Origin of the sequence: Mucilaginibacter gracilis (assembly GCF_003633615.1) — a bacterium.
GTDB lineage: Bacteria > Bacteroidota > Bacteroidia > Sphingobacteriales > Sphingobacteriaceae > Mucilaginibacter > Mucilaginibacter gracilis.
The window spans coordinates 6,261,772-6,287,365 of record NZ_RBKU01000001.1; the positions used below are offsets into that span (position 1 = coordinate 6,261,772).

The 25,594-nt window shown below is 43.1% G+C and carries 22 protein-coding genes; 6 read left to right on the top strand and 16 right to left on the bottom strand.

The genetic code is table 11. The annotated features are described in order from the left end of the window. Positions 1-21 precede the first annotated feature (21 nt). From murD to BDD43_RS28000, 13 genes are all read right to left on the bottom strand, one after another. A complete protein-coding gene (gene murD, locus BDD43_RS27940) occupies positions 22-1,410 on the bottom strand; it encodes a UDP-N-acetylmuramoyl-L-alanine--D-glutamate ligase (RefSeq protein WP_121201508.1) in 1,389 nt (462 codons plus the stop codon). A gap of 111 nt (positions 1,411-1,521) precedes the next feature. Beyond that, positions 1,522-2,763 carry a phospho-N-acetylmuramoyl-pentapeptide-transferase gene (mraY, locus tag BDD43_RS27945; protein WP_121201509.1) on the bottom strand — a complete coding sequence of 414 codons (1,242 nt, stop codon included), beginning with the start codon at positions 2,761-2,763 and terminating at the stop codon, positions 1,522-1,524. A gap of 3 nt (positions 2,764-2,766) precedes the next feature. After that, positions 2,767-4,230, bottom strand: a complete 1,464-nt coding sequence (locus BDD43_RS27950) for a UDP-N-acetylmuramoyl-L-alanyl-D-glutamate--2,6-diaminopimelate ligase (protein WP_121201510.1) — start codon at positions 4,228-4,230, stop codon at positions 2,767-2,769. Beyond that, on the bottom strand, positions 4,227-6,323 hold the full coding sequence (locus BDD43_RS27955; RefSeq protein ID WP_121201511.1) for a penicillin-binding protein: 2,097 nt from the start codon (positions 6,321-6,323) through the stop codon (positions 4,227-4,229). The genes BDD43_RS27950 and BDD43_RS27955 overlap by 4 nt, the downstream gene beginning before the upstream one ends. Further along, positions 6,320-6,721: an FtsL-like putative cell division protein gene (locus tag BDD43_RS27960; protein WP_121201512.1), complete on the bottom strand. Its 402-nt coding sequence runs from the start codon at positions 6,719-6,721 to the stop codon at positions 6,320-6,322. Before BDD43_RS27960 ends, BDD43_RS27955 begins: the two co-directional genes overlap by 4 nt. Next, complete coding sequence (rsmH, locus tag BDD43_RS27965; protein WP_121202150.1) at positions 6,718-7,620, bottom strand: 16S rRNA (cytosine(1402)-N(4))-methyltransferase RsmH; 903 nt, start codon at positions 7,618-7,620, stop codon at positions 6,718-6,720. The genes BDD43_RS27960 and rsmH overlap by 4 nt, the downstream gene beginning before the upstream one ends. Next, positions 7,613-8,077: a division/cell wall cluster transcriptional repressor MraZ gene (gene mraZ / locus BDD43_RS27970; RefSeq protein ID WP_121201513.1), complete on the bottom strand. Its 465-nt coding sequence runs from the start codon at positions 8,075-8,077 to the stop codon at positions 7,613-7,615. The genes rsmH and mraZ overlap by 8 nt, the downstream gene beginning before the upstream one ends. Positions 8,078-8,407: 330 nt before the next feature. Then, complete coding sequence (locus tag BDD43_RS27975; protein WP_121201514.1) at positions 8,408-10,279, bottom strand: CocE/NonD family hydrolase; 1,872 nt, start codon at positions 10,277-10,279, stop codon at positions 8,408-8,410. A 125-nt stretch (positions 10,280-10,404) separates the two neighbouring features. Further along, positions 10,405-10,632 carry a hypothetical protein gene (locus BDD43_RS27980; protein WP_121201515.1) on the bottom strand — a complete coding sequence of 76 codons (228 nt, stop codon included), beginning with the start codon at positions 10,630-10,632 and terminating at the stop codon, positions 10,405-10,407. A 96-nt stretch (positions 10,633-10,728) separates the two neighbouring features. Continuing rightward, complete coding sequence (locus BDD43_RS27985; RefSeq protein WP_121201516.1) at positions 10,729-11,919, bottom strand: phosphoglycerate kinase; 1,191 nt, start codon at positions 11,917-11,919, stop codon at positions 10,729-10,731. 64 nt (positions 11,920-11,983) lie between these two features. Next, positions 11,984-12,418 (bottom strand): GNAT family N-acetyltransferase, encoded by a 435-nt coding sequence (locus BDD43_RS27990; protein ID WP_121201517.1) that lies wholly within the window; start codon positions 12,416-12,418, stop codon positions 11,984-11,986. Beyond that, a complete protein-coding gene (gene gap, locus BDD43_RS27995) occupies positions 12,415-13,410 on the bottom strand; it encodes a type I glyceraldehyde-3-phosphate dehydrogenase (protein WP_121201518.1) in 996 nt (331 codons plus the stop codon). The genes BDD43_RS27990 and gap overlap by 4 nt, the downstream gene beginning before the upstream one ends. A 53-nt stretch (positions 13,411-13,463) precedes the next feature. Continuing rightward, on the bottom strand, positions 13,464-14,048 hold the full coding sequence (locus BDD43_RS28000) for a hypothetical protein (RefSeq protein WP_121201519.1): 585 nt from the start codon (positions 14,046-14,048) through the stop codon (positions 13,464-13,466). A 50-nt stretch (positions 14,049-14,098) separates the two neighbouring features. Here BDD43_RS28000 and BDD43_RS28010 point away from each other — a divergent pair, with 50 nt between their 5' ends. Next, entirely contained in the window at positions 14,099-15,742 is a 1,644-nt protein-coding gene (locus tag BDD43_RS28010; protein ID WP_147425761.1) for a hypothetical protein, read from the top strand. A gap of 103 nt (positions 15,743-15,845) precedes the next feature. Here BDD43_RS28010 and BDD43_RS30310 read toward each other — a convergent pair whose 3' ends face one another. Beyond that, a complete protein-coding gene (locus BDD43_RS30310) occupies positions 15,846-15,986 on the bottom strand; it encodes a hypothetical protein (RefSeq protein WP_162847185.1) in 141 nt (46 codons plus the stop codon). 163 nt (positions 15,987-16,149) lie between these two features. Here BDD43_RS30310 and BDD43_RS28015 point away from each other — a divergent pair, with 163 nt between their 5' ends. Continuing rightward, on the top strand, positions 16,150-16,407 hold the full coding sequence (locus BDD43_RS28015) for a hypothetical protein (RefSeq protein WP_121201522.1): 258 nt from the start codon (positions 16,150-16,152) through the stop codon (positions 16,405-16,407). 198 nt (positions 16,408-16,605) lie between these two features. Here BDD43_RS28015 and BDD43_RS30445 read toward each other — a convergent pair whose 3' ends face one another. Both BDD43_RS30445 and BDD43_RS30450 read right to left on the bottom strand, forming a co-directional pair. After that, positions 16,606-18,903, bottom strand: coding sequence for a Pls/PosA family non-ribosomal peptide synthetase (locus BDD43_RS30445; protein ID WP_211339746.1), 2,298 nt, complete (start codon positions 18,901-18,903; stop codon positions 16,606-16,608). Next, positions 18,825-20,543: an amino acid adenylation domain-containing protein gene (locus BDD43_RS30450; RefSeq protein ID WP_211339747.1), complete on the bottom strand. Its 1,719-nt coding sequence runs from the start codon at positions 20,541-20,543 to the stop codon at positions 18,825-18,827. The genes BDD43_RS30445 and BDD43_RS30450 overlap by 79 nt, the downstream gene beginning before the upstream one ends. A gap of 703 nt (positions 20,544-21,246) precedes the next feature. Between BDD43_RS30450 and BDD43_RS28025 the strand changes: the two genes are divergently transcribed. The 4 genes from BDD43_RS28025 to BDD43_RS28040 are packed head-to-tail and all read left to right on the top strand — an operon-like array spanning position 21,247 to position 25,588. Beyond that, positions 21,247-21,648: a response regulator gene (locus BDD43_RS28025; protein ID WP_121201523.1), complete on the top strand. Its 402-nt coding sequence runs from the start codon at positions 21,247-21,249 to the stop codon at positions 21,646-21,648. Next, positions 21,614-22,708, top strand: a complete 1,095-nt coding sequence (locus tag BDD43_RS28030) for a sugar transferase (protein WP_121201524.1) — start codon at positions 21,614-21,616, stop codon at positions 22,706-22,708. Before BDD43_RS28025 ends, BDD43_RS28030 begins: the two co-directional genes overlap by 35 nt. Positions 22,709-22,715: 7 nt before the next feature. Next, a complete protein-coding gene (locus tag BDD43_RS28035) occupies positions 22,716-23,444 on the top strand; it encodes a TolC family protein (RefSeq protein WP_121201525.1) in 729 nt (242 codons plus the stop codon). Then, entirely contained in the window at positions 23,444-25,588 is a 2,145-nt protein-coding gene (locus tag BDD43_RS28040) for an exopolysaccharide transport family protein (RefSeq protein ID WP_121201526.1), read from the top strand. Before BDD43_RS28035 ends, BDD43_RS28040 begins: the two co-directional genes overlap by 1 nt. Positions 25,589-25,594: the final 6 nt, after the last annotated feature.

The window sequence follows — 25,594 nt, forward strand, 5'->3', positions numbered from 1 at the left end:
TCGCATCCGCACATTTAAATACTATAATTCTTTAACCGCAGTTTTAAACTGGTTGCCACGGTCTTCGTAATTTTCAAACAAATCAAAACTTGCACAGGCTGGTGATAACAAAACGGTATCGCCTCTTTTTGCCAGATGGTAAGCTACCTGCACCGCTTCGGAAGCCGAATTGGTGTTTACAATCACTTCTACATCATCTTCAAAAGCTTCATGTATACGGCTGTTATCTTTACCTAAACATACTATGGAGTGTACCTTTTGTTTAACCAACTCTTTAAGCATGTTGTAGTCGTTACCCTTATCAACACCTCCCAAAATAAGCACTACGTTATTGCCCATGCTTTCGAGTGCGTACCAGGTTGAGTTTACGTTGGTAGCCTTAGAATCGTTAATGAAAGCGATACCTGATATTTTGGCAACAAACTCTAAACGGTGATCGATGTTTTGAAAATCGGTCATGCTTTCGCGGATGGTTTGGTTGCGGATTTCAAGAACGCGGGCCGTAATACCGGAAGCCATTGAGTTGTAGATGTTGTGCTTACCCTGTAGGGCCAGTTGGTTAATTGACATTTTAAAATGTTCTAATATTGGGTTTATAATAATATTTTGGTCGTCGAGATATGCTCCCCGCTCCACCATATGTTGTATTGAAAATGGTAATAATTGTGCCTTAAAGCTGCGTTGAGCCATGCCTTTAATAGTTTCGGCATCATCATCGCAGTAAATAAAATAATCGGCTGCGGTTTGATTTTGAGCTATCCTAAATTTTGATGCGGCATAGTTTTCCATCTTGTAATCATACCTGTCCAAATGGTCGGGTGTAATGTTAAGCAGTACAGCTATGTGTGCTTTAAAATTGTACATGTTATCCAGCATAAAGCTGCTAATCTCGAGCACGTAATAATCAAAATTTTGTGTAGCCACCTGGTAAGCAAAGCTTTTGCCAATGTTACCTGCCAAACCTACATTTAACCCTGCCTTTTTTAATATATGGTAGGTTAAGCTTGCTGTAGTAGTTTTACCGTTAGAGCCCGTAACGCATATCATTTTTGCATGAGTATACATACCGGCAAATTCAATTTCGGATATAAGCGCAATGCCCTTTTCCTTAATTTTTTTAATAATAGGTGCCTTATCCGGAATGCCCGGGCTTCTAATTATTTCGGTAGCAGCAAGTATCTCGGCTTCGGTGTGCTGCTGCTCTTCAAAGCGGATACCCCAGCCGGTTAGCTGTGCTTTATACTTATCGGCAATGGTGCCAAAATCAGAAACAAAAACATCATAACCCTGCTGCTGCGCAAGGTATGCTGCCCCGGCACCGCTTTCGCCGGCACCCAAAACAACAAGGCGAGCCCCCTCCGCCCCCTGAAGGGGGAACTTTTGATTGGGTATGTTGTTTTGCGCTTCCATTTTAGTTCCTCTAAATCTCGCCCGGCGGGAGAGATTTTTGATTTGTTTATTTTGTTAGTTATCTCTTTTATATTAAATCGTCCGTTCCCCCTTCAGGGGGTTAGGGGGCCTTTATCTCAATTTCAATGTTAAAACGGTTATTACCGCCAGTGCAATACCAATGATCCAGAAGCGGGTTACAATTTTCGCTTCGTGGAAACCCTTTTTCTGGAAGTGGTGGTGCAGAGGCGCCATCAGGAATACCCTGCGACCTTCACCAGTTCGTTTTTTGGTGAACTTGAACCAGCCAACCTGTATCATTACCGAAAAATTTTCAATAATGAACACTCCACATAATAAAGGCAACATCAGCTCCTTACGGATCATGATAGCAAAAACAGCTATAATACCACCTATTGCCAAACTACCCGTATCGCCCATAAAAACCTGCGCCGGATATGAGTTGTACCAAAGGAAACCCACACACGCACCTACAAAGGCACCTGCAAAAATTACCAGCTCGCCCGAATTAGGGATGTACATGATATTGAGGTAATCGGCAATAACGGTATTCCCGGATACATAGGCCAGTATAGCCAGGGTTACCCCAATAATTGCCGAAGTGCCCGTTGCTAACCCATCAATACCATCGGTTATGTTGGCACCGTTGGAGATGAACACAATGATGATTATCATCACCAGCATAAATACCAGGAATGTATAATGGTCGTAATTAGGTCCAAATATTTTAAGCCCTTTACTGTAATCAAACTCATTGTTTTTCCAAAATGGCATGGTTGATTTTGTGGACTTAATATTTTGGGTATAAACAGCTTTGTTATTACGCATGTGGAATTCAACCGGCACATCATATTTTACAGGAAGCTTTACTTCCTGGCGAATGATGATGTTGGAATTGAAATACATTGTCCACCCAACAATTAGTGCTAAACCTACCTGGCCAACTATTTTAAATTTACCAGCAAGGCCTTCTTTATTTTTTTTGAATACCTTAATATAATCGTCAAGGAAACCAATGGCGCCCAACCACACGGTGCTAACGAGCATCAATATGATATACACATTTTCGAGCTTGGCAAATAGCAGCGTTGGCACCAATATGCCTAACAGAATGATTATACCACCCATAGTTGGTGTACCTTGTTTTTGCATTTGCCCTTCCAGGCCCAGGTTACGCACAGTTTCGCCAACTTGCTTATAGCGCAAGTAATCAATTAACCTGCGGCCATATACCGTAGTAATTATCAACGAAGTGATAACCGCCATAGCCATACGGAAGGTGATATACTGGAACACACCGATGCCGGGAATGCTAAAGTTGTGATCTAAATAATTAAACAAATAGTAAAGCATTGGCTATTGTGCTAATTGGTTAAAGTTGTTCAACAATTCTTCCTTATCATCAAAGTGGCTACGTACCCCTTTTATTTCCTGATACTTTTCGTGACCTTTTCCGGCTACCAAAACAATATCGCCCGCGGATGCTAAATGGCACGCCGTTTTAATGGCTTCGTGGCGGTTAGTGATGCTAATGGTTTTCTTTTTATCATCGGCACTAAGCCCGGCTTCCATATCTTTAATAATTTGCTCGGGATCTTCGCTCCGCGGATTGTCTGACGTGAGGATAACTTTATCGCTCCACTGGCAGGCTACCTTAGCCATAATTGGGCGTTTGGTTTTATCCCTGTCGCCGCCGCAGCCTATTATGGTTATCACTTTACTGGTACCTTTGCGTATATCGTGAATGGTGCTCAAAACATTTTGCACAGCATCGGGCGTGTGGGCATAATCAACAATACCAATTACTTTATTTGGCGATATGGTGTAATCAAACCTGCCTTCGGCTCCATGCAGCTTACTTAACGAAGTAAGCACCTTTGTTTTATCCTGCCCCAATAAAACGGCGGCTCCGTATACAGCAAGCAGGTTGTAGGCATTAAAGCTACCCACCATTTTAAACCAAACTTCTTCACCGTCAATCTGCAAAAGCAAACCCCCAAACTGGTTTTCCAATATTTTGGCTTTAAAATCGGCAAGGCTTCTCAGGGCGTAGCTTTTTTTAGTGGCTTTGGTGTTTTGCAGCATCACGTTGCCATTTTTATCGTCAATATTGGTTAAGGCAAATGCGCTTTTTGGCAGGGTATCAAAAAAAGCTTTTTTTGCTTTAAGGTAATTATCAAACGTTTTATGGTAGTCGAGATGATCGTGGGTGAGGTTAGTAAATATTGCACCCGCGAAAACCAAACCCTCAATACGGTGCTGTGCTACGGCGTGCGAACTAACTTCCATAAAGCAATAATCGCAACCCTGGTTAACCATATCGTTAAGCAAACTGTTTAGCTCAACCTGGTTGGGCGTGGTATGCGTGGCCGGGATAACGTTACCGTTGATTTGGTTTTCAACCGTAGAAAGCAAACCGCATTTATAACCCATATCGCGAAAAAGCTGGTATAAAAGCGTTGCCACAGTTGTTTTACCGTTGGTACCGGTTACCCCTACAAGCTTTAACTTGGTTGAAGGGTGCGCATAAAAGTTTGCAGCCATTTGCCCAAGTGCCACTGCCGAATTAGCAACCATAATATAAGCTACTTCGCCAGCGGTATGGCCGGGCAGGTCTTCGCAAATTATGGCTGCTGCGCCGTCTTTAACGGCTTGCTCAATATAATCGTGCCCATCAACCACGGTACCGCGCACGGCTACAAACAACGAACCGGGTACAACCTTGCGCGAATCAAACACAATGCCTGTAATTTGCATATCATCGGCACCCTGCAACTCGGTTGCCGGTACACCATTTAATATTTCGCTCAAGTACTTCATTCCAGTTCGATTTGAATTTTTGATCCTTTAGGAATAATGCTGCCACCCGTTACCGACTGCCTGGCTACTACGCCGCTACCTCGTACATTAACTTTATAACCCGCATTGCCCAGTGTGTACAAAGCATCGCTTAAACCCATGCCGGTTACACTTGGCACCAGGCCTTTTCTATATCTTACATCATCGGCAACTACGCCGTTGCTGGTATCGGTTACAGGGTTGTTTGATGCATAAAGGGGCTTGATGCCCAATTTGCTGTAAACCTGTTGAATGGCCTTCCGATCGCCGGTTTTAATTTTTGCAGGCCTGGTGTTACCCACGTAGCGCATTGGCGTGCTTTGGTTCATATCCAAATCGCTGGAGTAAACCTTATCGGCAATTTCGCGGAAGGGCGGGCCTGCAACCTTGGCGGCATAATATCCCCCTTTAGGATCATTAATAACCACAATGAGCGAATACTTAGGATGATCTGCCGGGAAGTACCCGCAAAACGAAGCCTGGTATTGCTTTTTTGCCTTGTAACCTTTGTTGGCATCGGCCACCTGCGCGGTGCCGGTTTTACCTGCAATTTTGTATAGCGGGTTATTAATTATGGACTTCCCGGTTCCTTCGGATACCACGCCTTCGAGCAATTCCTGCATAATCTTCAATGTCCTGTCCGAACATATTTTAGGGTTGATAACGTGCGTTTGAAAACGCTCTATGGTATTGCCCATCCTTTTAATCTCGCGTACAAAAACCGGCGATATGTATTTACCATTATTGGCTACAGCATTGTAAAACGACAGCATTTTTAAAGGCGTAAGCTGCATTTCGTAACCGTAGGCCATTTGCGGCAAGGTCATTTTTTTGTTCCAACTGGTATTCTTCGGGTTTTTAATTACGGGGCGCGCTTCGCCGGGTATTTGTAAGCCCATTTTTTCGTTCAGGTGCCAATCGTACAAATGATCAGTAAATTGCGACTGGTCGTTATGATAAGCGTTGTTAACCAGATAGGCAATTGCCGAGTTTGACGATTCTTCGAAAGCGCGTTTAACCGATACAACGCCAATGCTACCGTGCGAATCTTTAATTAAATGGCCTGGTATTTGGTATGTACCCGTGTTTACACGCGTGCTTGTATCAACCTTATGGTCTTCTATCAAAGCCATGTACGATGCCAGCTTAAAAGTTGAACCGGGATCCTGATTACCTGCAATGGCGTAGTTAAATTTTTCTTTATAAACGCGCGGCGCTACCTTGGTATAGTTGGCAACGGCACGCACCTCTCCGGTTTGTACTTCCATTAATATCACTACACCGTGGTCGGCATCGCTTTTTATCAATTGCTTTTCGAGCGCCTTTTGGGCTACGTCCTGAAAGTTAACATCAATGGTTGATATAATATCCGCGCCCTCTTTGGGTTCAACTTCTTCGTCGTTACCATTGTTAACAGGTATCCAAATACCGCCTGCAACATGCTGCATTAAGCGTTGCCCGCTTTCGCCGTTAATGTAGTTGGCATAAGCACCTTCTAAACCAACCACATTGCTAACATTCTCGTTAGTATACCCTATGGTACGGGCCGCTAACGATTTAAAAGGCAAAATGCGCTTGTTTTTTTGCACAACAATTAGCCCGCCTTTGTATTTACCCATATTAAAAATAGGAAACTTACGTACCTGCTTTAATTGCTGATAGGTTACATTACGACGAATAAGCTCGTACCGCGAACTATCTTTACGGGCATCTTTAAAGAGCCGTGAATATTCGCTTGCAGATTTATCCCCAAAAAATTGCGACATTTTGAGTGCCAGCGAATCAATTTTTTCTAAAAACGTATCGTCGTCGGCAATGCCGCCGGCCAGCAAATCCATGTGCAACTCATACTCGGGTATAGATGTGGCCAGCAAACTCCCGTCGGACGAGAAGATGTTGCCACGTGCCGCCTCAACCTTAACATAACGGGTTGAAAGGCTATCAGCCATAGCGCACCATTTTTTACCCTGCACAAATTGCACACGGCATAACTGCACGGCTACCGCCAATGCAAATACCATGATTAACCCGAAAGCCAGGTAAACCCGAAGCAGAATGTTAGTCCTGATACTCATTTGCTATCTTCGTTAATGGTTAATTTTTGCGGCGGCTCAACAAGTATTTTAATACCCAGGGTATCTGCCCGTTTTGCAACCTCGGTTAGCGTACTTTTATAAGCCAATTCGGCTTTGGTTGATTTATAGTCCCAGTTTAATTCTTTTACTTCTTTAGATAGCTTATCAATTTGGCGCATGCTTTTTTCGGATAGGTGCCTGTTGGCGATATAAACCATCCCTAAAAAAGCAATAAACAGAATAAAAGGGAGTGCCCTTGTAGCCGATTCTGTCGACACAAAGCCTTTGCTGAAAAACTGAGTAAAAAAGTTTTCGGTGAACTCCTTTGGGGCCTTCTCCTCAACTATCAACTCCTTTTCATCCTCTTCCTCAATTTCTGCCCGTAAACGATTGCTCATCTTTTTACTGCTATTCGTAATTTTGCACTGCGTGCCCTGTTATTTAACTTAATTTCTTCGTCTGTTGCAGTTATGGCTTTGCGCGATACTGCTTCAAAAGGCCTGTCGTCGTTACCATAAATATCTTTTTCCAGTTCGCCGCTAAACTTACCTTTGGCTATAAAGCTTTTTACCAGCCTGTCTTCCAACGAGTGGTAAGACATAACCACCAAACGCCCACCCGGCGCAAGCACATCAACAGATTGCTTTAAAAACTCCTGCAGGGCCTCAAGCTCCTGGTTAACCTCAATACGCAGGGCCTGAAAAACCTGCGCCAAATATTTGTTTTCTTTACCACGCGGAATAAGCGGCGCTATTGCACTTTTTAAATCGGCAATAGTATTAATCTGTATATTTAGCCTCGCCGTTACTACGGTGCGGGCTAGTGTTTTAGCATTCTGTATTTCGCCATACATGCCAAAAATGCGGTGCAAATCGGCTTCGTTGTATGTATTTATTACATCCTTTGCGGTTTGCTGCCCACCCTGATCCATGCGCATATCCAAATCGGCATCAAAACGGGTAGAAAAACCGCGCTCGGCCTTATCAAACTGATGCGATGAAACCCCCAGATCGGCCAAAATACCGTCGGCTGGTATTGCACCATGCAAACGGCAAAAGTTTTTGAGGTACTTAAAGTTTTGATCTATAAACTCAAAGCGCTCATCATCAATAGCATTAGCCTGTGCATCAACATCCTGATCAAAGGCTACCAGCTTGCCGCCCTCGCCCAATTGCTGCAATATTGCCCGCGAATGCCCGCCGCCACCAAAAGTTACATCTACATAAGTGCCGTTGGGCTGTATATTTAAGCCGGCAATGCACTCTTGCAGCATAACGGGGTTATGGTAGTTACTCACCTGCAGCCCTCCCCGCACGGCCCATTACCTCTTCGGCCAGGTTTGCAAAGTTTTCGGGTTCGTCGTCCAGTTGCAAATCATAAGCAGCCTTGGCCCAAACCTCTATTTTATTAAACTGACACGATAATACCACATCGGTATCAATGCCTGCATATTCAAGCAAATTTTTGGGCAAAAGCACCCGTCCGGCACCATCAAGCGTAAGCTCCGAAGCGCCGCGGGTAAAATACCGTATAAACTCGCGCGTCTTTTTTTCGTATTGGTTAAGTTTACTCATGTCTTCCACTATAGCATCCCACTCTTTTCGAGTATATATTGTAAGGTGTTTTTCGAAGCCACGATTGATCACAAGACCCTCTTTCTCAGCTTCTGGAAGCTGTTTTTTGAGGCCAACGGGAATCATCATCCTCCCTTTGGTATCCAGTTTACAATCAAATTCTCCTAAAAAATGAGACATATATACACTTCTCCAAACTTTATTAAGTAAAAGTAGGTAAACTTTACACTTTTTCCCACTTTAACCCACTTAAAAGTTTTCAACAGCATTATGGTGTAATTTGTTTCCACTTTTGATATAAAAATGAAATTAAGGGCAATAAAAAAACCCGGCTGTTAACCGGGTTAAAAAATTGAAGTGTTAAACTATGTTTGCTGAGTAAATATTTGCGCTTGTTGCGTAAGCACCTTATCGTCAAAACAATGACCCTAAACCCCACTCACCTATTTTGCATGGCCTAATTAAAAAAACACCTTTTATTATCTTCGCTATAAGGCATTTTGTGCGGTTTTACATCACCCTAACTTTTAAAAAGCTGGGGTGCTGTTTTGATGTGTATATTTTATGCGTGGCCTGTTTAAAATCGCTCTCGTTAGCCTTCATAATATTGGTAAATATCTGCGGATTACGATCAATTAGCGGGAACCAGGTGCTTTGTATCTGCACCATAATACGGTGGCCTTTTTTAAAGGTGTGCAGCACATCCTGCAATTCCCAGTTTACAGGGGTTACGGTGCCGGGTATAAATGGCTCGGGCTTATCAAAAGCGTTGCGGTATTTGCCACGCATAGGCTCGCTGCGTACCATTTGCTGGTAGCCTGCCATTTTTACATCCTTACCGGTAAACTTGTTATTTGCGGCGGTATCGGGGTAAACATCCAGCACCTTTACCACAAAATCGGCGTCGGTACCGGTGGTGGATACACTTAGGTTGGCCCATATATTACCGGCAATGGTTACATCTTTATCAAGCACATCGCTTTGGTAGCTCAGTACATCTTTACGGGTGGAAAGAAAACGTTGGTCGGCAGTCATATACTCGCGCTGCATATCCATGGTCTGGTTCCGGTCGGCAACAAACGGAACGGGATTATTAGGATCAGATTCGTATTCGTCGAAACTGTCCTTTTTACCCGTTGGCGCATTGAACGATAGCTTACCACCCGGTAACAAATACAGTTCTTTTTGCTGTGCCTGCGCAGGTGGCCAGGCTTTGTAAGTTTTCCACTGGTTAACGCCTGTTTGAAAAGTATTTACCGGGGCAACATCCATTGGCGTGCCTTTTAGGTAATGACTAAAAAATTTAAATTCGATATTTTCGCGATAGAATGGACCCGTAGGGCCGCCAAAATCAACATCGCCTAAATGGTCGCCCGCGCCGCGCGCCCAGCCGCCATGTACCCAAGGGCCCATAGTGAAGTAAATGGGTGTTTTAGGGTTGTTTTTTACGAGGGTTTTATAGGTATTAATAGCACCGTACAAATCTTCGGCATCATACCATCCGCCTGTTACCAATACGGCTGTTTTAATATCGTGCAGGTGGTACAATACGTTACGCGCCTTCCAGTGCTCATCATAATCGGGATGGTCAATCATCTCGTTCCACAGGCGTATGGTATCTTTGTAATACTTATCGTTGGTGTTTTTCATGGGTCCCATTTTCATGAAAAAATCGTAGCCATCTTCGGTGCCGGGGTTAAAGCGACCACCACGACGCTGGGTGGGTTTATCATCCTGCCTATTGGTAAAGCCGGGGTAAAAGCCAAAGTTAGCCACCAAAAAAAAGGCGCCGTTGTGCCAGCCGTCATCGCGCCACAAATCGGCAATGGGTGCCTGAGGCGAAGCTGCCACTAACGCCGGGTGACGGCTCAATAAGGCCGTTGTGGTATAAAAACCGGGGTACGATATACCCCATACGCCTACCTTGCCGTTGTTGTTGGGGATGTTTTTAAGTAGCCAATCAATCGTATCGTAAGTATCGGTGCCTTCGTCAACATCTTTATTGGTTTTGTGTTCCTCCAGTTCGGGGGTCATTTCCTCGTAAATACCTTCGCTCATCCAGCGGCCACGTACATCCTGGTAAACAAAAATGTAGCCATCGTGCGCAAACTGCGACGACGGGCCTAACGAACCTTTATAACCGGCGCCATATGGTGCAACACTATAACAGGTACGATCCATCATAAAAGGATATTTTTTTGACTGATCTTTAGGCACATATACCGACGTGAAGAGCTTTTTGCCATCGCGCATCGGTATTTGATATTCAAATTTGGTATAGTTATCTTTTACATATTGCGCATCGGGATTAACCATACCCGGTTGCTGGGCGAAGGTTGCGGCACCGAGTAAAAGATAGAGTGATAGAAGAATGTATTTCATTTAGAGATAATCGTGTTTATATAATTTCAAGTTGTGTATGAACTTATAGTCTTTGACATTATAAGTGCAAAGTTGATAATCTTCGTGCAGTGCTGTTGCGGCAATCAATGCATCTGTATCACATATTATCTTTTCCAGGCTGATCGTCTCAGTTCTTTTGCATCAATATGCATTCCGGTAATCACCTCACTTAGTGCTTCAACGTCAAGACTCTTATCACCAGGGACTAAAATATCATCTAACCTATCATCCGCTTTTTCAGTCGATGTAATTGCAAAATCCAGATATTTAGACAGACTTTTTAAAATCTTCAAGGTCTCAGGCTTCTTGTAGTTTATAGTTATTTGCGGCATAACTCAAAATTTGATTGTTAAAGTTAATAAAAAACGTCGAAATACAAAAGGCCATCGGTTACGATGGCCCTTTGCAATATTACGTTACTAATCTGCTTATTCGTTTATCGCTTTAACGCCTGGCAATTCTTTACCTTCCATATATTCTAACAAAGCACCGCCGCCTGTTGATACATAGCTCACCTCATCGGTAAGGTTAAATTTGGCTACGGCTGCGGCAGAATCGCCACCACCGATGAGCGAAAACGCGCCGTTTTCGGTTGCTTTTACTACCGCTTCTGCAATGGCGCGGGTTCCTTTTTCGAAAGATTCCATTTCGAAAACTCCTACCGGGCCGTTCCATAAAATAGTTTTTGACGATTCGATAACCTTGCTAAAAGCAGCTATAGTATCTGGGCCAATATCTAAACCCATCCAGCCATCTTTAATATCATTGGTTGGCGATACGCTTGTATTGGCATCGTTGGCAAATTTATCGGCTACAATGGTATCTGTTGGCAGGTACAGGTTTACACCTTTGGCTTTTGCTCTTTCTACCAGGCTATTTGCCAAATCAAGCTTATCGGCCTCTAATAATGAGTTACCAATATTGCCACCGGCAGCTTTGGCAAAGGTATAAGCCATACCACCACCTATAATAAGGTTATCTACTTTGTCTAACAGTTTCTCTATCAGTTGAATTTTGTCTGACACTTTAGAGCCACCCATTACCGCTGTGAAAGGCTTAGCGGCGTCATTCAGTATCTTTTCGGCATTGGCTAATTCGCCGGCCATCAGGTAACCAAAGTATTTGGCTGTAGGGAAAAACTGCGCAATAACCGCTGTTGACGCATGGGCGCGGTGAGCTGTACCAAAGGCATCGTTAACATAAATATCGCCCAGTTTTGATAGCTTTTCGGCAAAAGCCACATCACCTTTTTCTTCTTCTTTATAAAAACGCAGGTTTTCTAATAATAAAACTTCGCCTGGTTTAAGTTGCTTTGCCTGTTCGGCAGCATCGGCACCAATGCAATCATCGGCAAACTCAACTTGCTGACCTAATAAGTCCGACAGGTGCGGCACAATGTGCTTTAGGGAATATTTATCCGTTGGGCCATCTTTTGGCCTGCCCAGGTGCGACATTAAAATAACCGAACCACCATCTTTCAATATTTTTTCGATAGTTGGCAGGGCAGCCGTCATCCGGTTATCATCGGTTATGTTAAAGCTATCATCTAACGGTACGTTAAAATCAACCCGGATAAGGGCGCGTTTTCCGGCGAAGCTAATTTGATCTATTGTTTTCATAAATATTGGTCAATAAAAAATTGTATTCCGCCAAATTCCGAAATAAATGGTATACCCTAAAATTTTATTGGATTTTTAAATACATTGCATAATGCGGCCCAATGCCCGGCACGTCAAATTCGGCAGATATAATTTCGAAACCAATGCTTTGGTAAAACTTAGCTGCTGCTTTACGGGCGTTGCACCATATATAATTAGCCCTTTGGCCCTTTAAATAAACTATAGCAAAGTTAACAAGCTGGTTGCCTATGCTTTTATTGCGATGGCTTGGCAAAGTTGCCATACCGCGTAACTGGTAAGCCACACCCTTATATTCGCCATAGGTTTGCGGATGGAACGAAGCCACGCAAACCAATATATCGCCATCAAAATAGCCCAGATGGAAAGCGCCTTCTATCTCATCGGTAGGGAAACGGCATTCGTTGGGTTGCAACCTGCCTTCGCGCAAAACAATATTCCGGATGTTTAATACATCGTTTGCGGTAATAAACTTTATCATGATAGCAGGCTTATTTTTTGTACCAGGTTTGCCAAACGGCTGGAGTAACCCATTTCGTTATCATACCAACCTACAACTTTTACCAGGCCACCAACAACCGATGTTAGTTTAGAATCGAATATGCAGCTATGCGGATTATCCAAAATATCAACCGAAACTATAGGATCTTCGGTGTATTCTAACACATCCATCATGCCGTTTTGGGATGCTTTTTTAAAGGCGGCGTTTATTTCGTCAACGGTTGGGGTTTGTTTTAAGCTACAGGTAAAATCGGTAAGGGAGCCGTTTAAAACAGGCACACGGATACCAGCGCCGCCAAGCCTGCCCAAAAGGTGCGGAAATATGCTGGTGATGGCCTTTGCAGCCCCGGTTGATGTTGGTATGATAGATGCCGATGCGGCACGTGCGCGGCGCAAATCTTTATGAGGTGCATCATGCAGGTTTTGGTCGCCCGTCATGGAGTGTACGGTGGTGATGTAGCCATCAATAATACCCCAGTTATCATCAAGCACCTTTACCATTGTAGCAACGTTGTTTGTTGTACATGATGCATTAGAAAGTATAGGCGACCTAAGATCAACCTCTCCATCGTTTACGCCTAAAACTACCGTAGGTACGGTTTTATCGGTTGATGGTGCCGAAATAATTACTTGCCTTGCCCCGGCGGTTAGGTGCTGTGCTGCGCCTTCGCGCGAGGTAAATTTGCCTGTACATTCAACAACCAAATCAATATCCAGCAATTTCCAGGGTAATTTTGATGGCTCTTTTTCGGCAAACACCCATATGGTTTTACCGTTAATTATCAGGCTTTGCTCGTCAAAACTAACATTGCCTTTAAAACCACGGTGAACGGAATCGTATTTAAAAAGATGAGCAAGCGTTTCGGTATCAGCAAGGTCGTTAATGGCAACAACCTCAATACCGGGGTTTTGCAATATCGATCGTAAAAAGATGCGGCCTATTCGCCCAAAACCATTAATAGCTATCTTCATTGCTCAATTATTAAGGGGGGCAAAGGTATAAATTAGTATGCTAAACTTTGTAATTAGCCTGTAATCTCCTCGCCGGGGTCAAAGGTAATATCGGCGCTAAGCCACGAGCCTTTATTTTTAAAATCGTTAACATTGGCGGCGCGGTGTAAAAAGGTTACGCGGTAATTGTCAAAATTGCGGGGCAGGTCTTCTTCAATATATTCGCCGTTGTTCCATACTTTGTATTTATACTCGTATTCGGCTTTTTTTTCACGCCGCCTGTTACCGTCTATGGTATGGGTGTGGGTACAGTAAGCAAGGGTATTTTTACTGAGTTCGGCCTGCCAGGCTAACCAGTACATGCCCGGCTCGGTATCCAGGCCGCTATCTTTAGCATAATTATATATTTTTATAACTACATTAAAGCCAAAGTCTGCGGGCAAAACTGATGGTATATTATCCATATAGTTAAGCAAATTGTTTCCATTTTGGATAGATGATGCGCTGAGTTCGGGCCGCAGCATGGCCACCTCAATAAAGTACACTAAAAAATCGCGTGTGTTTTTTAGCTTTTCGGCCAACAATGTCCGTTCTTTTAACGTTAAAAAGTGCATAGCCTGTTCTATTTTAAAAAAAAATCCCGAATTAATAAAAGCCATTATTTAACAACAGGTGTTATATTTGGTTTACCCTATTTGTAAATATAAACATGAGGAAAATTTTATATATAGCTATCACACTGTCGTTCATTGCGCTAATGGTATTGGTTATCCCAATTTTTTGCAGTGTGCCGGCTAAGCTTAACTTGCTTAACACCATACCAAGCGCACCTGCCCCGTATGATGATTTACCACAGCACCCTGTTGCGCCAAATGCTTTAAAAAACATGTTCGGCATTAATGCCTACGAATGGAACTTTTTACAAAACCCTTATAACCTTAACGACCCGCTGCATATTTATGAGCCCAAAATGAACCTCATTAAAACCTTTAGCGGGGTGCGCCATTACCTTGACTGGGAAAAAATTGAGCCTGCCGAAGATAGCTTTACCTTTAACCCCGCCCGTAGCGGTGGCTGGAACTACGATGCTATTTACGAGCGTTGCAAACAGGATAATATTGAAGTACTGGTTTGCCTTAAAAACTGCCCACCCTGGATATATAAAACCTACCCGGCCGGGATGCAGGGTGGCGAAAACGTGCCGGCACCTTTTGGGTTGAACAGGGAAGACCCTGCATCGTACATTGCGCAGGCAAAAGCAGGGTTCCAGGTAGCGGCACGTTACGGAAGTAACAAAAACATTAACCACGCACTGGTTACCGTTGACGGCAAACCACGCTGGACAGCCGACCCGGTTAACGAGGTGAAAATAGGCATGGGGGTAATTAAATATATTGAGTGCGATAACGAACGCGATAAATGGTGGCGCGGCGACGCAGCAAAACAAACCGGCCGTGAATATGCCGCCAACCTATCTGCCTTTTACGATGGCAACAAAGGCAAACTGGGTAAAAACGTTGGTGTTAAAACCGCCGACCCTAATATGCAAGTGGTAATGTGCGGCCTTGCCGCAGCCGATACTAAATTTGTACAGGATATGATTGACTGGTGCAAACAACACCGTGGCTACAAACCCGATGGTAGTATTAACCTTTGCTTTGATGTAATAAACTACCACATTTACCCCAACGATAACAGGCAACATGCCAACAAGCAGTCCACACGCGGCGTTGCGCCCGAGCTTACCGAGGCGGGCCAGGTTGCCAATAATTTTGTTAACCTGGCAAACAGCTTGCGCCAGCACCCTGAGGTTTGGATAACCGAAAGCGGGTACGATATTAATGCGCAAAGCCCGCAGCGGGCAATGGCTGTGGCTGGAAAAACGGCCCTTGAAACACAGGGCGACTGGATATTGCGCACCGCTTTGCTTTACAACAGGCATGGCATTAAACGCACTTTTTTTTACCAGTTGTTTGATGATAATACCAGTGCCGTACAATACAGCACATCGGGCTTTGCTGACGATAAAACGCTGGCACGCCGCCCCGCCGCCGATTATATTTTGCAAACTACCAACCTTGTAGGTAATTACCAATACAAAGCAACCATTAACCAGTACCCATTGGTTGATGTTTATACTTTAGGCAATAAAACAATGTACGTGCTGATGATACCCGACGAAAAAGGCCGGACAGGCAATTACACCCTCAACTTGGGTTCGGCAAAAAGTATTATTGTGCATAGCCTTAACATTGGCGCAAACGTTATGACTGCTACTAAAGAACCCACTGTAAACGGAAAGTTTAATATGCTGGCGAGTGAAACACCCATTTTTGTGGAAGCGGCAAATTAATGTGCGAATGAGTTGATGTGCAGATGGGCAAATTACGATCACTAAATTATCTTAATGAAATTCTTTTTCAAAGCGCATCCCAACCAACAACCCAACAACTAAACTACCCCTTTTTACGAGCCGGGTTTGATTTCATGGTGAAGGTAGCTTTGGATGATACGGAGCCGGGTTTACCTGCGTTATTTTGGAATTCGCCTTTTTGGGCGGCTTTTAAAAACGGACTTTTTTTTGATGCTTTTGCCATGATGGATTGTGTTGGTTTGCTAAAAGTAAGCAAAATTTATAAACGTGTCAATAAGTAAAAGCTTGCCTTAACACACCAAATAACGATAATAATTATCTTCAAACAAAAACCATTCGCCGGGCCAAAGGTTTGATACTTATCTATCTACCTAAAGTATAAGGTTATGAATATTTTACAGTTAAACCCACAAATTGTGGTGCATACACCGCTGGGGCCAGGATTGGCCTATTTTATTATGGATTATGGCATGAGTGTTAACACTTGCTGGGTAGTACGCCTGGCGAAAGGAGAAATTAAACACTTCGACTCGAACGATGTGCGTGTGGAGGGTAACCCAACATACGGCTTCCCTCTCAAACCCGAAATACCCGACTCGTGGATGACCTTTAAAGAAAAAGAAAAACTAACGAAGGGAAATTAATTTTCAATGTGCAGATGAGGGAATGGATTAAAATGTGCAGATGAGAAAATGTGCGGATGTGCAAATGATTTGATGTAGAATTACGAAAAGATTTGACAACTCCTAAGAAAGATTTGACAACTCTTAAAGAGTTGTCAAATCTAATCAAGGCTAAATTTTTCATTTGCACATCCGCACATTTTCTCATCTGCACATTTACTAAGCTGGTTTTACCGGGCTGCCTATCCAATCCGTTTCGGGCGAAAGGGTTTCGCCTTTCATTACCAGCGATAGGGCGTCTATATTGCAGTCGTTGCCTATATCGCTATCATACAAAATAATACTGCGCACGCCAATGCTACTGCGCGAGCCTATTTTTACGGGGCCAATTTTCATTACTCTATCTTCAAATAAATGGGTTTGCGGACCGCAATCTTCATTTAAAGCAACATCATCGCCCATACTTATCATATCGTGTTCGGTAAAATCGGTGGTGTTGAGCCACGCGCGCGATCCTATTTTTACACCCAATAAACGTAAAAACATGGGCAGCCAGGGTGTGCCGCGTAAAAAATCTAACATAAAGGGCACGGCCAGGGCTTCGTAGGTTGATGTTACAGCTTCGCTACGCCAAACCAGCCAAGTCCACATTGGTTTTTGGCGCGGCGTGTAGCGGCCAATAAACACCCATTTAAGCAACATCGTTAACATAAACGCGGGCATACCCATATAACCCAGGTAATAAAGCGGAAACTCTGCAATAATTTTCCAGAGCGGCTCGTCAACCACTAAATCATGAGCGTAGGCAATAAATAAAACCGTGAAGCAAATAATAGCCGTTTCGGGCAATATAATACGGATAAACTCTACCGTTCCACGGGCAAGCTTGCGGCGCTTTTTTGGGGTAATGGTTAACTCATCGGGGTAGGTTTGGCTTTCTTGCCGGCGGGGCATAGCTATTGCCGGCGAGCCAAACCAATCGCGTGCATCGCTGGTTGCAAGTTGCTCGGCGCTGGGCGGGGTAGATAGCACGCCAACCAGCATGTTGCCGGGCAAATTATACCCTTGCGGGATAAGGGCACTATTGCCCACAAAGCTCGAATTGTTGATGATGGTTTTTTCCAGTATCAATTGCTGGCCGCGTACATCGGCTTCGCCAAGGGTAACTGCGTCGGCAATAAACGCGCCCGAGCCAATTTCTAATAGCGGATGCGTTACGCTGCTGGCTGTTGATACCTCGGTATTTTTACCAATTTTGGCACCAAGCAACCTAAAAAACGTGGATACATATACACTGGCAAAAATGGGGTGCAAAACAATTAAACATAACGACATTAACTGATCGGCCATCCATTTACGCACATACAAAATACTGTAAATAGGGTATTTACCGGGTTGTATATTGCGTTGTAAAATGCGGGTAAGCAATATGGTTTCTAAGGCAAATAAAACAATGTATACCGTAGCCAGTATGGGCACTATCCATAAATAATGAAAATTGTAATCTTCCACCGTGGCATCGTCAAGCCGGTTTACGGCTATGATGGTTGGGATAAGCGGCAGCAGTATAATAAACGGGAAAGCAAATACCACCAGCATAAAAATAAAAATATATTTACGCCGCGTTGCCGGCGATACAAATAAGGGCTGAGGCAAATCGGCAATTTGCTTTTTCTCCTTTAGCTGCGCGGGGCTTCCATACCAAACTTCGCCTGCTTTTATGGTTTTACCGGCTGATAGGTGGCTCAAATCTTGCAGCTCCGTCCACTCTTCCATGCTGGCTCCACCGGATATTACTGCACTGCTGCCTATATAGGCATGATTGCCGATGTGGATGCTGCGTAATTTGAGCATACCATCTTCAACAAAAGCATTATTAAGCATTACCTGCGAACTGATACTTACATCGGCTCCTATAGTTACCAAATCCTCGGCTCCTATGCTTAACGAACTGAGTTGTGCATCGGCGGCAACAGTAACCCCCAGCATGCGTAAAAATGCCGGGTACAAAGGCGTGCCGTTTAAAAACTGAACCGGTAAAATACCCATCATTTTTTTAACAAACCACCAACGAAAGTAATAGCTTCCCCACAAAGGGTAATCGCCTTCCTTCATTTTACCTATTACCAGCCATTTACTTGCTATGGCAAGCGCGGTAAACAAAGGCGGTATGATGCAAAACAATGCAATGGCAATTAATACACCATAACCTACATTATCTGTTTCTTGCTGGGTATAATAATAGCCCAGGTAAGGGGCAAATATCTCTACCGAAAACAAGCCGTAAATTAGGCCAAGCGCCAGTGTTTGAGCGGCCCAGCAACTAAAATATTTCCAGCTTGCTATTTTAAAATAGGTACGTTGTTTTCTTTCGGTTTTTAAGTTGGCTTCCCAGTGTTCAACCAGCTTGGTTAAGGGGCGGTGCAGGTATATATCTTTTAATGATGCCTGCGGTATACCGGCATCGCGCCGGAGCCGTGATACCAGCGACGCAGCCAGGAGCGAGTGCCCACCCAAATCGGTAAAAAATCCATCGACAAATCAATGGGCCGGTTTGGAAATATTTTATTCAAGATAGCTAAAAACCTGTCGGCAACGGGGGCATTCATGTCCAGCGTTTCTTCCGCGCCGTTATCGGTCATGGTCAACAATTCGGGCACAGGCAAAGCCTTCCGGTTAATTTTTCCGCTTGGCATACGGGGCATTTCGGCTATAGCCATAATAGTACTGGGCACCATGTAGGTTGGCAGTACTTTGGCCAGTTCGGCACGCAAAACGGTTTCGGCTATGTCTGATGCATCTTCGGGAACCACATATCCCACCAAATGATCTTGCCCGTTACTATCCTTTTTAACTGCAACCGCTGCCGATTTAATACCCGCCAACGCGTTAAGCTTCACCTCAATCTCACCGAGTTCGATACGGAAACCGCGAAGTTTGATTTGATCGTCAAAACGGCCCTGTACATCAATACTGCCGTCTTCGTTAATAATGGCAGCATCGCCGGTGCGGTAAACCATATCGCCGGGTAAATCTTCCAATACGGCGGGCTTGCTCACAAATTTTTCTTTAGTAAGCTGCGGCAGCTTTACATATCCTTTTGAAAGGCCGGGGCCGCTTATAATTAATTCGCCGCGCTCACCGCGTGGCAAGGGGTTTAGCTGCTCGTCAACAACGGCCAGGTTGTAGTTAGGCAAAGGGTTGCCTATGGTAATTAAATCGCCAAATTTTAGTGCCGCAAAGGTTGCGCTTACTGTTGTTTCGGTAGGGCCGTAACTGTTAAAAAACTCGCGGCCAGGCTTTGCCCAACGGGCCAGTACCTGCGCGGTGCAAGCCTCGCCACCGGCATTAATTAACCGTATACCGGGGTTATTATCTTCCATAACGGCCAGCAAGCTGGGTACGGCATGTAAAATTGTTATTTTTTGTTGGCGCAAAACATCGCCAAGCTCATCAATGGCTTTTGATGTTGTATTATCGGCAACCCAAATTGTTGCGCCGGCAAAATAACTTACCCAGGTTTCTTCGCACCACATATCAAACGATACCGAGAAGCCCTGGTATACCCTATCGGCGGGTTCAATATTGAGCAAGGTTTGCTCGGCGCGTACCAACTGGCATATTTGGCGGTGCCCTATAGGGATACCTTTGGGTGTGCCGGTACTGCCCGATGTGTAGAGCACATATGCACAATCATCGGGCAGGGGGCCGGCAGGTATCTCAAATTTTTCGCCGGCCTTCGGCCTATCTGCAACGGTTAACAAGGGGCAGGTTAAATTTAGCGGTTCCATGCTAAAGCAGGCATTGGCACCTACTTCGGTCATCACGGTTTCTACGCGTTCGGCAGGCATCTCGCGGTCAACGGGCACATAGGTTGCCCCGGCTTTAATGATGCCCAAAATGGCAACATGCAGTTCGAAGCCGCGCCGCCACCAAATGCCTATATTATCGCCACGCTTAATACCTTGTTGAACCAGGCTTGCCGCAACGGCATCGCTCCAGTGGTCAAGCTCGGCGTAGGTTAATTGCTGATTATCAAATATTAAAGCAGTTTTTGTGGCAAATTTTTGTGCGGAGTTCCTAAAAAGATCGACAAGGGTTTCTTCCAAAAGCAAATCCGGACGTACAGCACCTTTAACAATACTGATGCTACTCATAATTATTATGTGGGTTATTTATGGTTTAATTGAATAGTTTAAAAACGATGTATAATGCAAATTTAGACTACAATAATAGCCATAGTTTAAGCGCATGATGTAACATTGTTAACTTTTTAATTTACGTTAACACAGTTTGGGGAGAGCAACAAATTGCGATAGTAAATTGTTCTGGAAAGTACTTTTGTTAAAAAAATTAACGCCAAATAAGGCAAGTTGCCGCAGCGTATTTCTATTTAAAAACAATTAGCCACCCACTTGCTAAAATGCCATAAACAAATGCAACATACACATAACATTTGGCGTAAAAGAGTGAAAACAATAGAAAATATATGGCTTAAAAAGTGCAAATTTGGCTTTTAATGGCTATTTCACCCGCAATTAGTTATTTGTAAGTAGCAATTTACCCGCAAACGGGTAAATAATTACTCAACAAATACCCAATTGGAGATTTAAAAAACGTGAGGTTTATAAAATTAGCAACAAACACCCAATTCTATTAACCATAGATTAAATTAATTGGGTATTTATTAATAATTTTATCAATTTTTTAATTGGCATAAGTTATGCGATGTAAACATTGGTTAATCCGTTTTAATTATCTATGTTTAATTAATTTAAGAATAACTATTGATGATTTAAAACAGGTGCCCTTAAACTCAACTACTGTGATGATGCACACCTTTTTAAAAACCCACGCCTGATGAAAACACAGATACTAATAGTTGATGACGATTATAGCATTTTAAAGCTTTTAAACTTTATCCTTTCTAAAGATTACGACCTGATTATAAAAAACAGCGGTTTGGAGGCCTTGAGCTGGCTGGAAGAGGGTAACGACCCCGGTTTGGTAATAAGCGATTTGCAAATGCCCTATATTGACGGGCTTACCTTTGTTAGAAATTTAAAAATAAGCGGTTATTATAAAGACACTCCCATCATCGTTCTTTCGGGAGCGGATGACCTGGAAGAGCTTGTTAAAGAAATGCCCTTCAGGATTGATGCCTTTTTACACAAACCGTTTAACCCTACATCGTTAAAAACAGCCATAACTAAGGTACTTACTATATATGATGAACAAGAATACACCAACCAGTTGGGATAATTCGAACGCGGCACAAAACAAAGTTGCCTATGTTAGCGCTGATGCTGAAGACCAGTTAGTTGGGGAATTAAAACAGCATTTTTTTGTTAAACACCTGGTAACGTTCAACGCTTTTGAAGATTACCTTTCCGAGCAATCAATATTAACTCTTCCGGATATTTTATTGATGGAAATTGATGAAGAGGAGTATTGCTTTACCCTTGTTGAAAAGATTAAAAAAAACCCGATGCTGCACGGTTTATTAATTGTGCTATTGGCTAAAAAGCCCAATAAAACCTGGAAAGCCCGGGCTATGCAGCTGCGAGTTAATGATTTGTATACTTACCCCCTGCCCGTTGAACATTTGAGCGAGCGTTTAAATTTTTTAATTAAGTTTAAACTCATCAGGCCAAAATTATCGGAGTTATTGAACCAGGTAGATGTTGAATATAAGATGCCTTTCAGTAAAAGGATGTTTGATATTGTATCATCAAGCATCGCCCTTATACTGGCATCGCCCATTATGATAATTGTGGCACTGGTGGTTAAATTTGGATCAAAAGGCCCTATTATTTATAAAAGCAAACGGGTGGGTACCGGTTACCTGGTATTTGATTTTTACAAATTTAGATCGATGCGTACCGATGCCGATAAGATGATGGCCCAAATGAGCGACCTGAACCAGTATGCTGCCGAAGAGCAAGGCAGCTCAAAAGCAGCCTTTGTTAAAATAAAGAACGACCCACGGGTTACCAAAGTTGGTAATTTTATACGCAACACCAGTTTAGACGAATTGCCACAATTGTTTAACATTTTAAAGGGAGATATGTCGTTAGTTGGCAACCGTCCGCTACCTTTGTACGAGGCAGAGATGTTAACATCCAACGAATGGTCGATGCGGTTTTTGGGGCCAGCCGGTTTAACCGGTTTATGGCAGATAAGCAAGCGCGGTAAAGAAGATATGAGCGAACGCGAACGAAAGAAACTGGATAATTTTTATGCACAAAACTATTCTTTTTGGTTGGACCTAAAAATTCTTTTAGGTACATTTCCTGCCTTGTTCCAAAAAGAAAAAGTTTAATTTGTACATGAAAAAAAACCTGGCTTTTATATTATTTGCCATTACGCTTTGTTTACCCGTTGCTAAATGCTTTGCACAAGAAGGCATGATGAACTATATAGACTATCCGCTTTTGCAAAAACTGATTACCGAAGCCAAAAAAAATTATCCCGAAGTTAAGGTAAAGCAAGAACAAGCTAATATTGCACGTACCAATTATAAACTATCCAAATTTGCATGGTTTGATGCCTTGTCTATTTCGTATGTATATAACCCGGCTAATACTGTTAACGTAACATCAAACAATAGCGTTTCAAGCACATCAGGGTCAACGGGCAACAGTGTTAACCCAAACATTTTTCAAGGTTACCAGGCAGCCATTACTTTAAATATAGGTACGCTTATCCGCAACCCTTTTGCTACTAAGGTTGCCAAATCAAACTATAACATTACCTTGCTTGAGCAGCAGGCCTATGATGCAAATATTGAAACCCAGATAAGCAAACTATACATTGCTTATGTGCAACAACTAGCCACGCTGCGCCTGCGCACACAAAACGTGCAGGATGCCGGCACATTATATACTGCGGTAAAACAACAGTTTGAAAAACAACTTGCTACTTTTGAGCAATATTCATCCTCCTCGGTAGCATATTCATCGGCTATTCAGGGTAAAATAGATGCCGAGAGTGCGGTTTTACTGGCCAAGTTTTCGCTCGAAGAATTAGTTGGAAAAAAATTAGAAGAGGTAAAATAATGGAACTTAAAGATTTTGTCTCGTTATTAAAACGTTATAAACTTATACTCATTATACTTCCTTCGGTTGCTATTGTGGCAACTTATTTTTATACCCGCAAACTGCCCGACGTATACACATCGCAAACGCAAATATCAACCGGTATAGTAGATCAGTCGCAAAAATTGCCTGATGAGGCCGTGGCGGGCGAATCGCAAATATTTATCCAGTTCAGTAACATCATGACTATGATGAAAATGAACAGGATACTAAACCAGGTATCGTACCAGCTTATTTTACATGATTTAACCAGCCGCGAACCCTTTAGAAAACCGAGTAAGCTATTTAAAGATCTCAACCCAAGCGCCAGGGCCCACGCCATTGAGGTTTATACCAAACTTTATAACGTTCACGGTTTGTTGCAAAGCTGGGACGAAGATCAGCGCGGCTTGAGCAGTGTAATTAGCTCCATGCAATATGATCCGGGTTCGATACAATCAAAAATGACAGTTTACCGTAACGAGGCCAGCGATTATATACACATCGACTACTCGTCGGATAATCCGCAACTATCGGCTTTTGTGGTAAACACCATAGTTAAGGAGTTTATAACCTATTATACAAGCAGCGAAAGGGAAAATCAATTAAAAGCAGTTAGGTTTTTAGACAGCTTGCTTGCCGCGAAAAAATATTTAATGGATGTAAAACGCGATTCGTTAAAGCGTTTTAAAATTGATAACCACATATTAGATATTACCAACCAGGCTGCGAGTTTATATAACCAAATTGCCGACCTGGATAACCGCAAGCAACAGGCCGATGCCGAAGTAGCCTCCAACTCGGGAGCAATAAGGGAGATAGACAACAAATTTAACCCGCACGAACGAAAAAACTTTGAAAACTTTAGAAACCAGGTAAATGCCAAAATTACCCGTAACAAAGACCTCCAAAAAACATTTGTTAATAGCTGGGTAAAAAGCAGCTACAACCCTTATTACCAAGCCAAGGTTGATTCGATACAGAGAGTAATTGACGACCAGATAAGCCAAACGATTGACGAAACGAGCGATAATCCGGCATCAGCCAAGGCCAGTTTGCAGGCTCAGAAAATGGACCTGGAAATTAAGCTTAACCTGGCCCGCTATAGTATAAGCACCTTTAATGGCGAAATTACCAAGCTGCGCTCACAACTGGATTTGCTGGTACCTTTACAGGCAAAAATTCAGGAGATGGAAAAAAGCCTGGATGACGATAGTAAAGAGTACCTTGAATTACTGGCCAAAGATAACCAGGCATCGGTAACGGCCAATTTTTCTTCAAAGCTACGGCAGGTTGAATTGGCTACACCCGGAGGTGCCGAGGCTTCCAAAAAAATGTTGCTTACTATAGCGGCAGGCATCATTGTAGAGATATTTTGCATATTGATATTGTTCATTTTATTTTATCTGGACGACTCGATAAGGCATCCTAAAACATTGGCCAATAAAACCGGCTTACCCGTTTTAGGCTACCTTAATGTGATAAAGGGCTCCACGCTTGACCTGAAGAAGATATGGGAAATTGAAAACAGGGGCAAAATGCAGCAATTTAAAGATTTGCTACGCTCAATACGCTTTGAAATTGACCAGGAACTGCACGGTAATAAAATTTTAGCCATAACCAGCCTTGGCGATGGCGACGGTAAAACGCTTTTAGCTATTAGTTTGGCTTATTCGTATTCTATTATTAACAAAAGGGTTTTACTTATTGATGGCAATTTTAGTAACCCTACCATCAGCAAAACCGTACAACCCAAATTGTTTATTGAAGACTATTTTAGAGATGACCCTGATTATAAAGATGTTATTTTAAATACAAGCATTAGCGTACTGGGCAACCACGGCAGCGATATTACTTTGCTTGAAATTGAAAACGAAAGGATAATTCAGCAAAAGTTTTCTAAGTTGAAATCGATGTATGATATCATCATTATTGAGGTGCAGGATATGGATAAAATGAACAAGGCCAAAGAGTGGTTGCTGTTTGCCGATAAAACCATTGCCGTTTTTGAAGCCCGCCAAAGCCTGGACGAAAATAGAAAAGCATCCGTTAAATATTTTGCATCCCTGGGAAGTAAATTTGCAGGCTGGATATTTAATAAAGCTACCGCCGAACCCTACAGTTAAAATTAT

Bases quoted from the DNA above. Each gene is read 5' to 3' on its own strand.
- BDD43_RS28000 (WP_121201519.1), bottom strand. From the start codon at position 14,048: ATGGCTTTTATTAATTCGGGATTTTTTTTTAAAATAGAACAGGCTATG.
- BDD43_RS28040 (WP_121201526.1), top strand. From the start codon at position 23,444: ATGGAACTTAAAGATTTTGTCTCGTTATTAAAACGTTATAAACTTATA.
- BDD43_RS28030 (WP_121201524.1), top strand. From the start codon at position 21,614: ATGATGAACAAGAATACACCAACCAGTTGGGATAATTCGAACGCGGCA.
- BDD43_RS27975 (WP_121201514.1), bottom strand. From the start codon at position 10,279: ATGAAATACATTCTTCTATCACTCTATCTTTTACTCGGTGCCGCAACC.
- BDD43_RS30310 (WP_162847185.1), bottom strand. From the start codon at position 15,986: ATGGCAAAAGCATCAAAAAAAAGTCCGTTTTTAAAAGCCGCCCAAAAA.
- BDD43_RS27985 (WP_121201516.1), bottom strand. From the start codon at position 11,919: ATGAAAACAATAGATCAAATTAGCTTCGCCGGAAAACGCGCCCTTATC.
- BDD43_RS28025 (WP_121201523.1), top strand. From the start codon at position 21,247: ATGAAAACACAGATACTAATAGTTGATGACGATTATAGCATTTTAAAG.
- BDD43_RS27955 (WP_121201511.1), bottom strand. From the start codon at position 6,323: ATGAGTATCAGGACTAACATTCTGCTTCGGGTTTACCTGGCTTTCGGG.
- BDD43_RS30450 (WP_211339747.1), bottom strand. From the start codon at position 20,543: ATGAGTAGCATCAGTATTGTTAAAGGTGCTGTACGTCCGGATTTGCTT.
- BDD43_RS28035 (WP_121201525.1), top strand. From the start codon at position 22,716: ATGAAAAAAAACCTGGCTTTTATATTATTTGCCATTACGCTTTGTTTA.
- BDD43_RS27990 (WP_121201517.1), bottom strand. From the start codon at position 12,418: ATGATAAAGTTTATTACCGCAAACGATGTATTAAACATCCGGAATATT.
- mraY (WP_121201509.1), bottom strand. From the start codon at position 2,763: ATGCTTTACTATTTGTTTAATTATTTAGATCACAACTTTAGCATTCCC.
- BDD43_RS27960 (WP_121201512.1), bottom strand. From the start codon at position 6,721: ATGAGCAATCGTTTACGGGCAGAAATTGAGGAAGAGGATGAAAAGGAG.
- BDD43_RS28015 (WP_121201522.1), top strand. From the start codon at position 16,150: ATGAATATTTTACAGTTAAACCCACAAATTGTGGTGCATACACCGCTG.
- BDD43_RS27950 (WP_121201510.1), bottom strand. From the start codon at position 4,230: ATGAAGTACTTGAGCGAAATATTAAATGGTGTACCGGCAACCGAGTTG.
- mraZ (WP_121201513.1), bottom strand. From the start codon at position 8,077: ATGTCTCATTTTTTAGGAGAATTTGATTGTAAACTGGATACCAAAGGG.
- BDD43_RS28010 (WP_147425761.1), top strand. From the start codon at position 14,099: ATGAGGAAAATTTTATATATAGCTATCACACTGTCGTTCATTGCGCTA.
- BDD43_RS27980 (WP_121201515.1), bottom strand. From the start codon at position 10,632: ATGCCGCAAATAACTATAAACTACAAGAAGCCTGAGACCTTGAAGATT.
- gap (WP_121201518.1), bottom strand. From the start codon at position 13,410: ATGAAGATAGCTATTAATGGTTTTGGGCGAATAGGCCGCATCTTTTTA.
- murD (WP_121201508.1), bottom strand. From the start codon at position 1,410: ATGGAAGCGCAAAACAACATACCCAATCAAAAGTTCCCCCTTCAGGGG.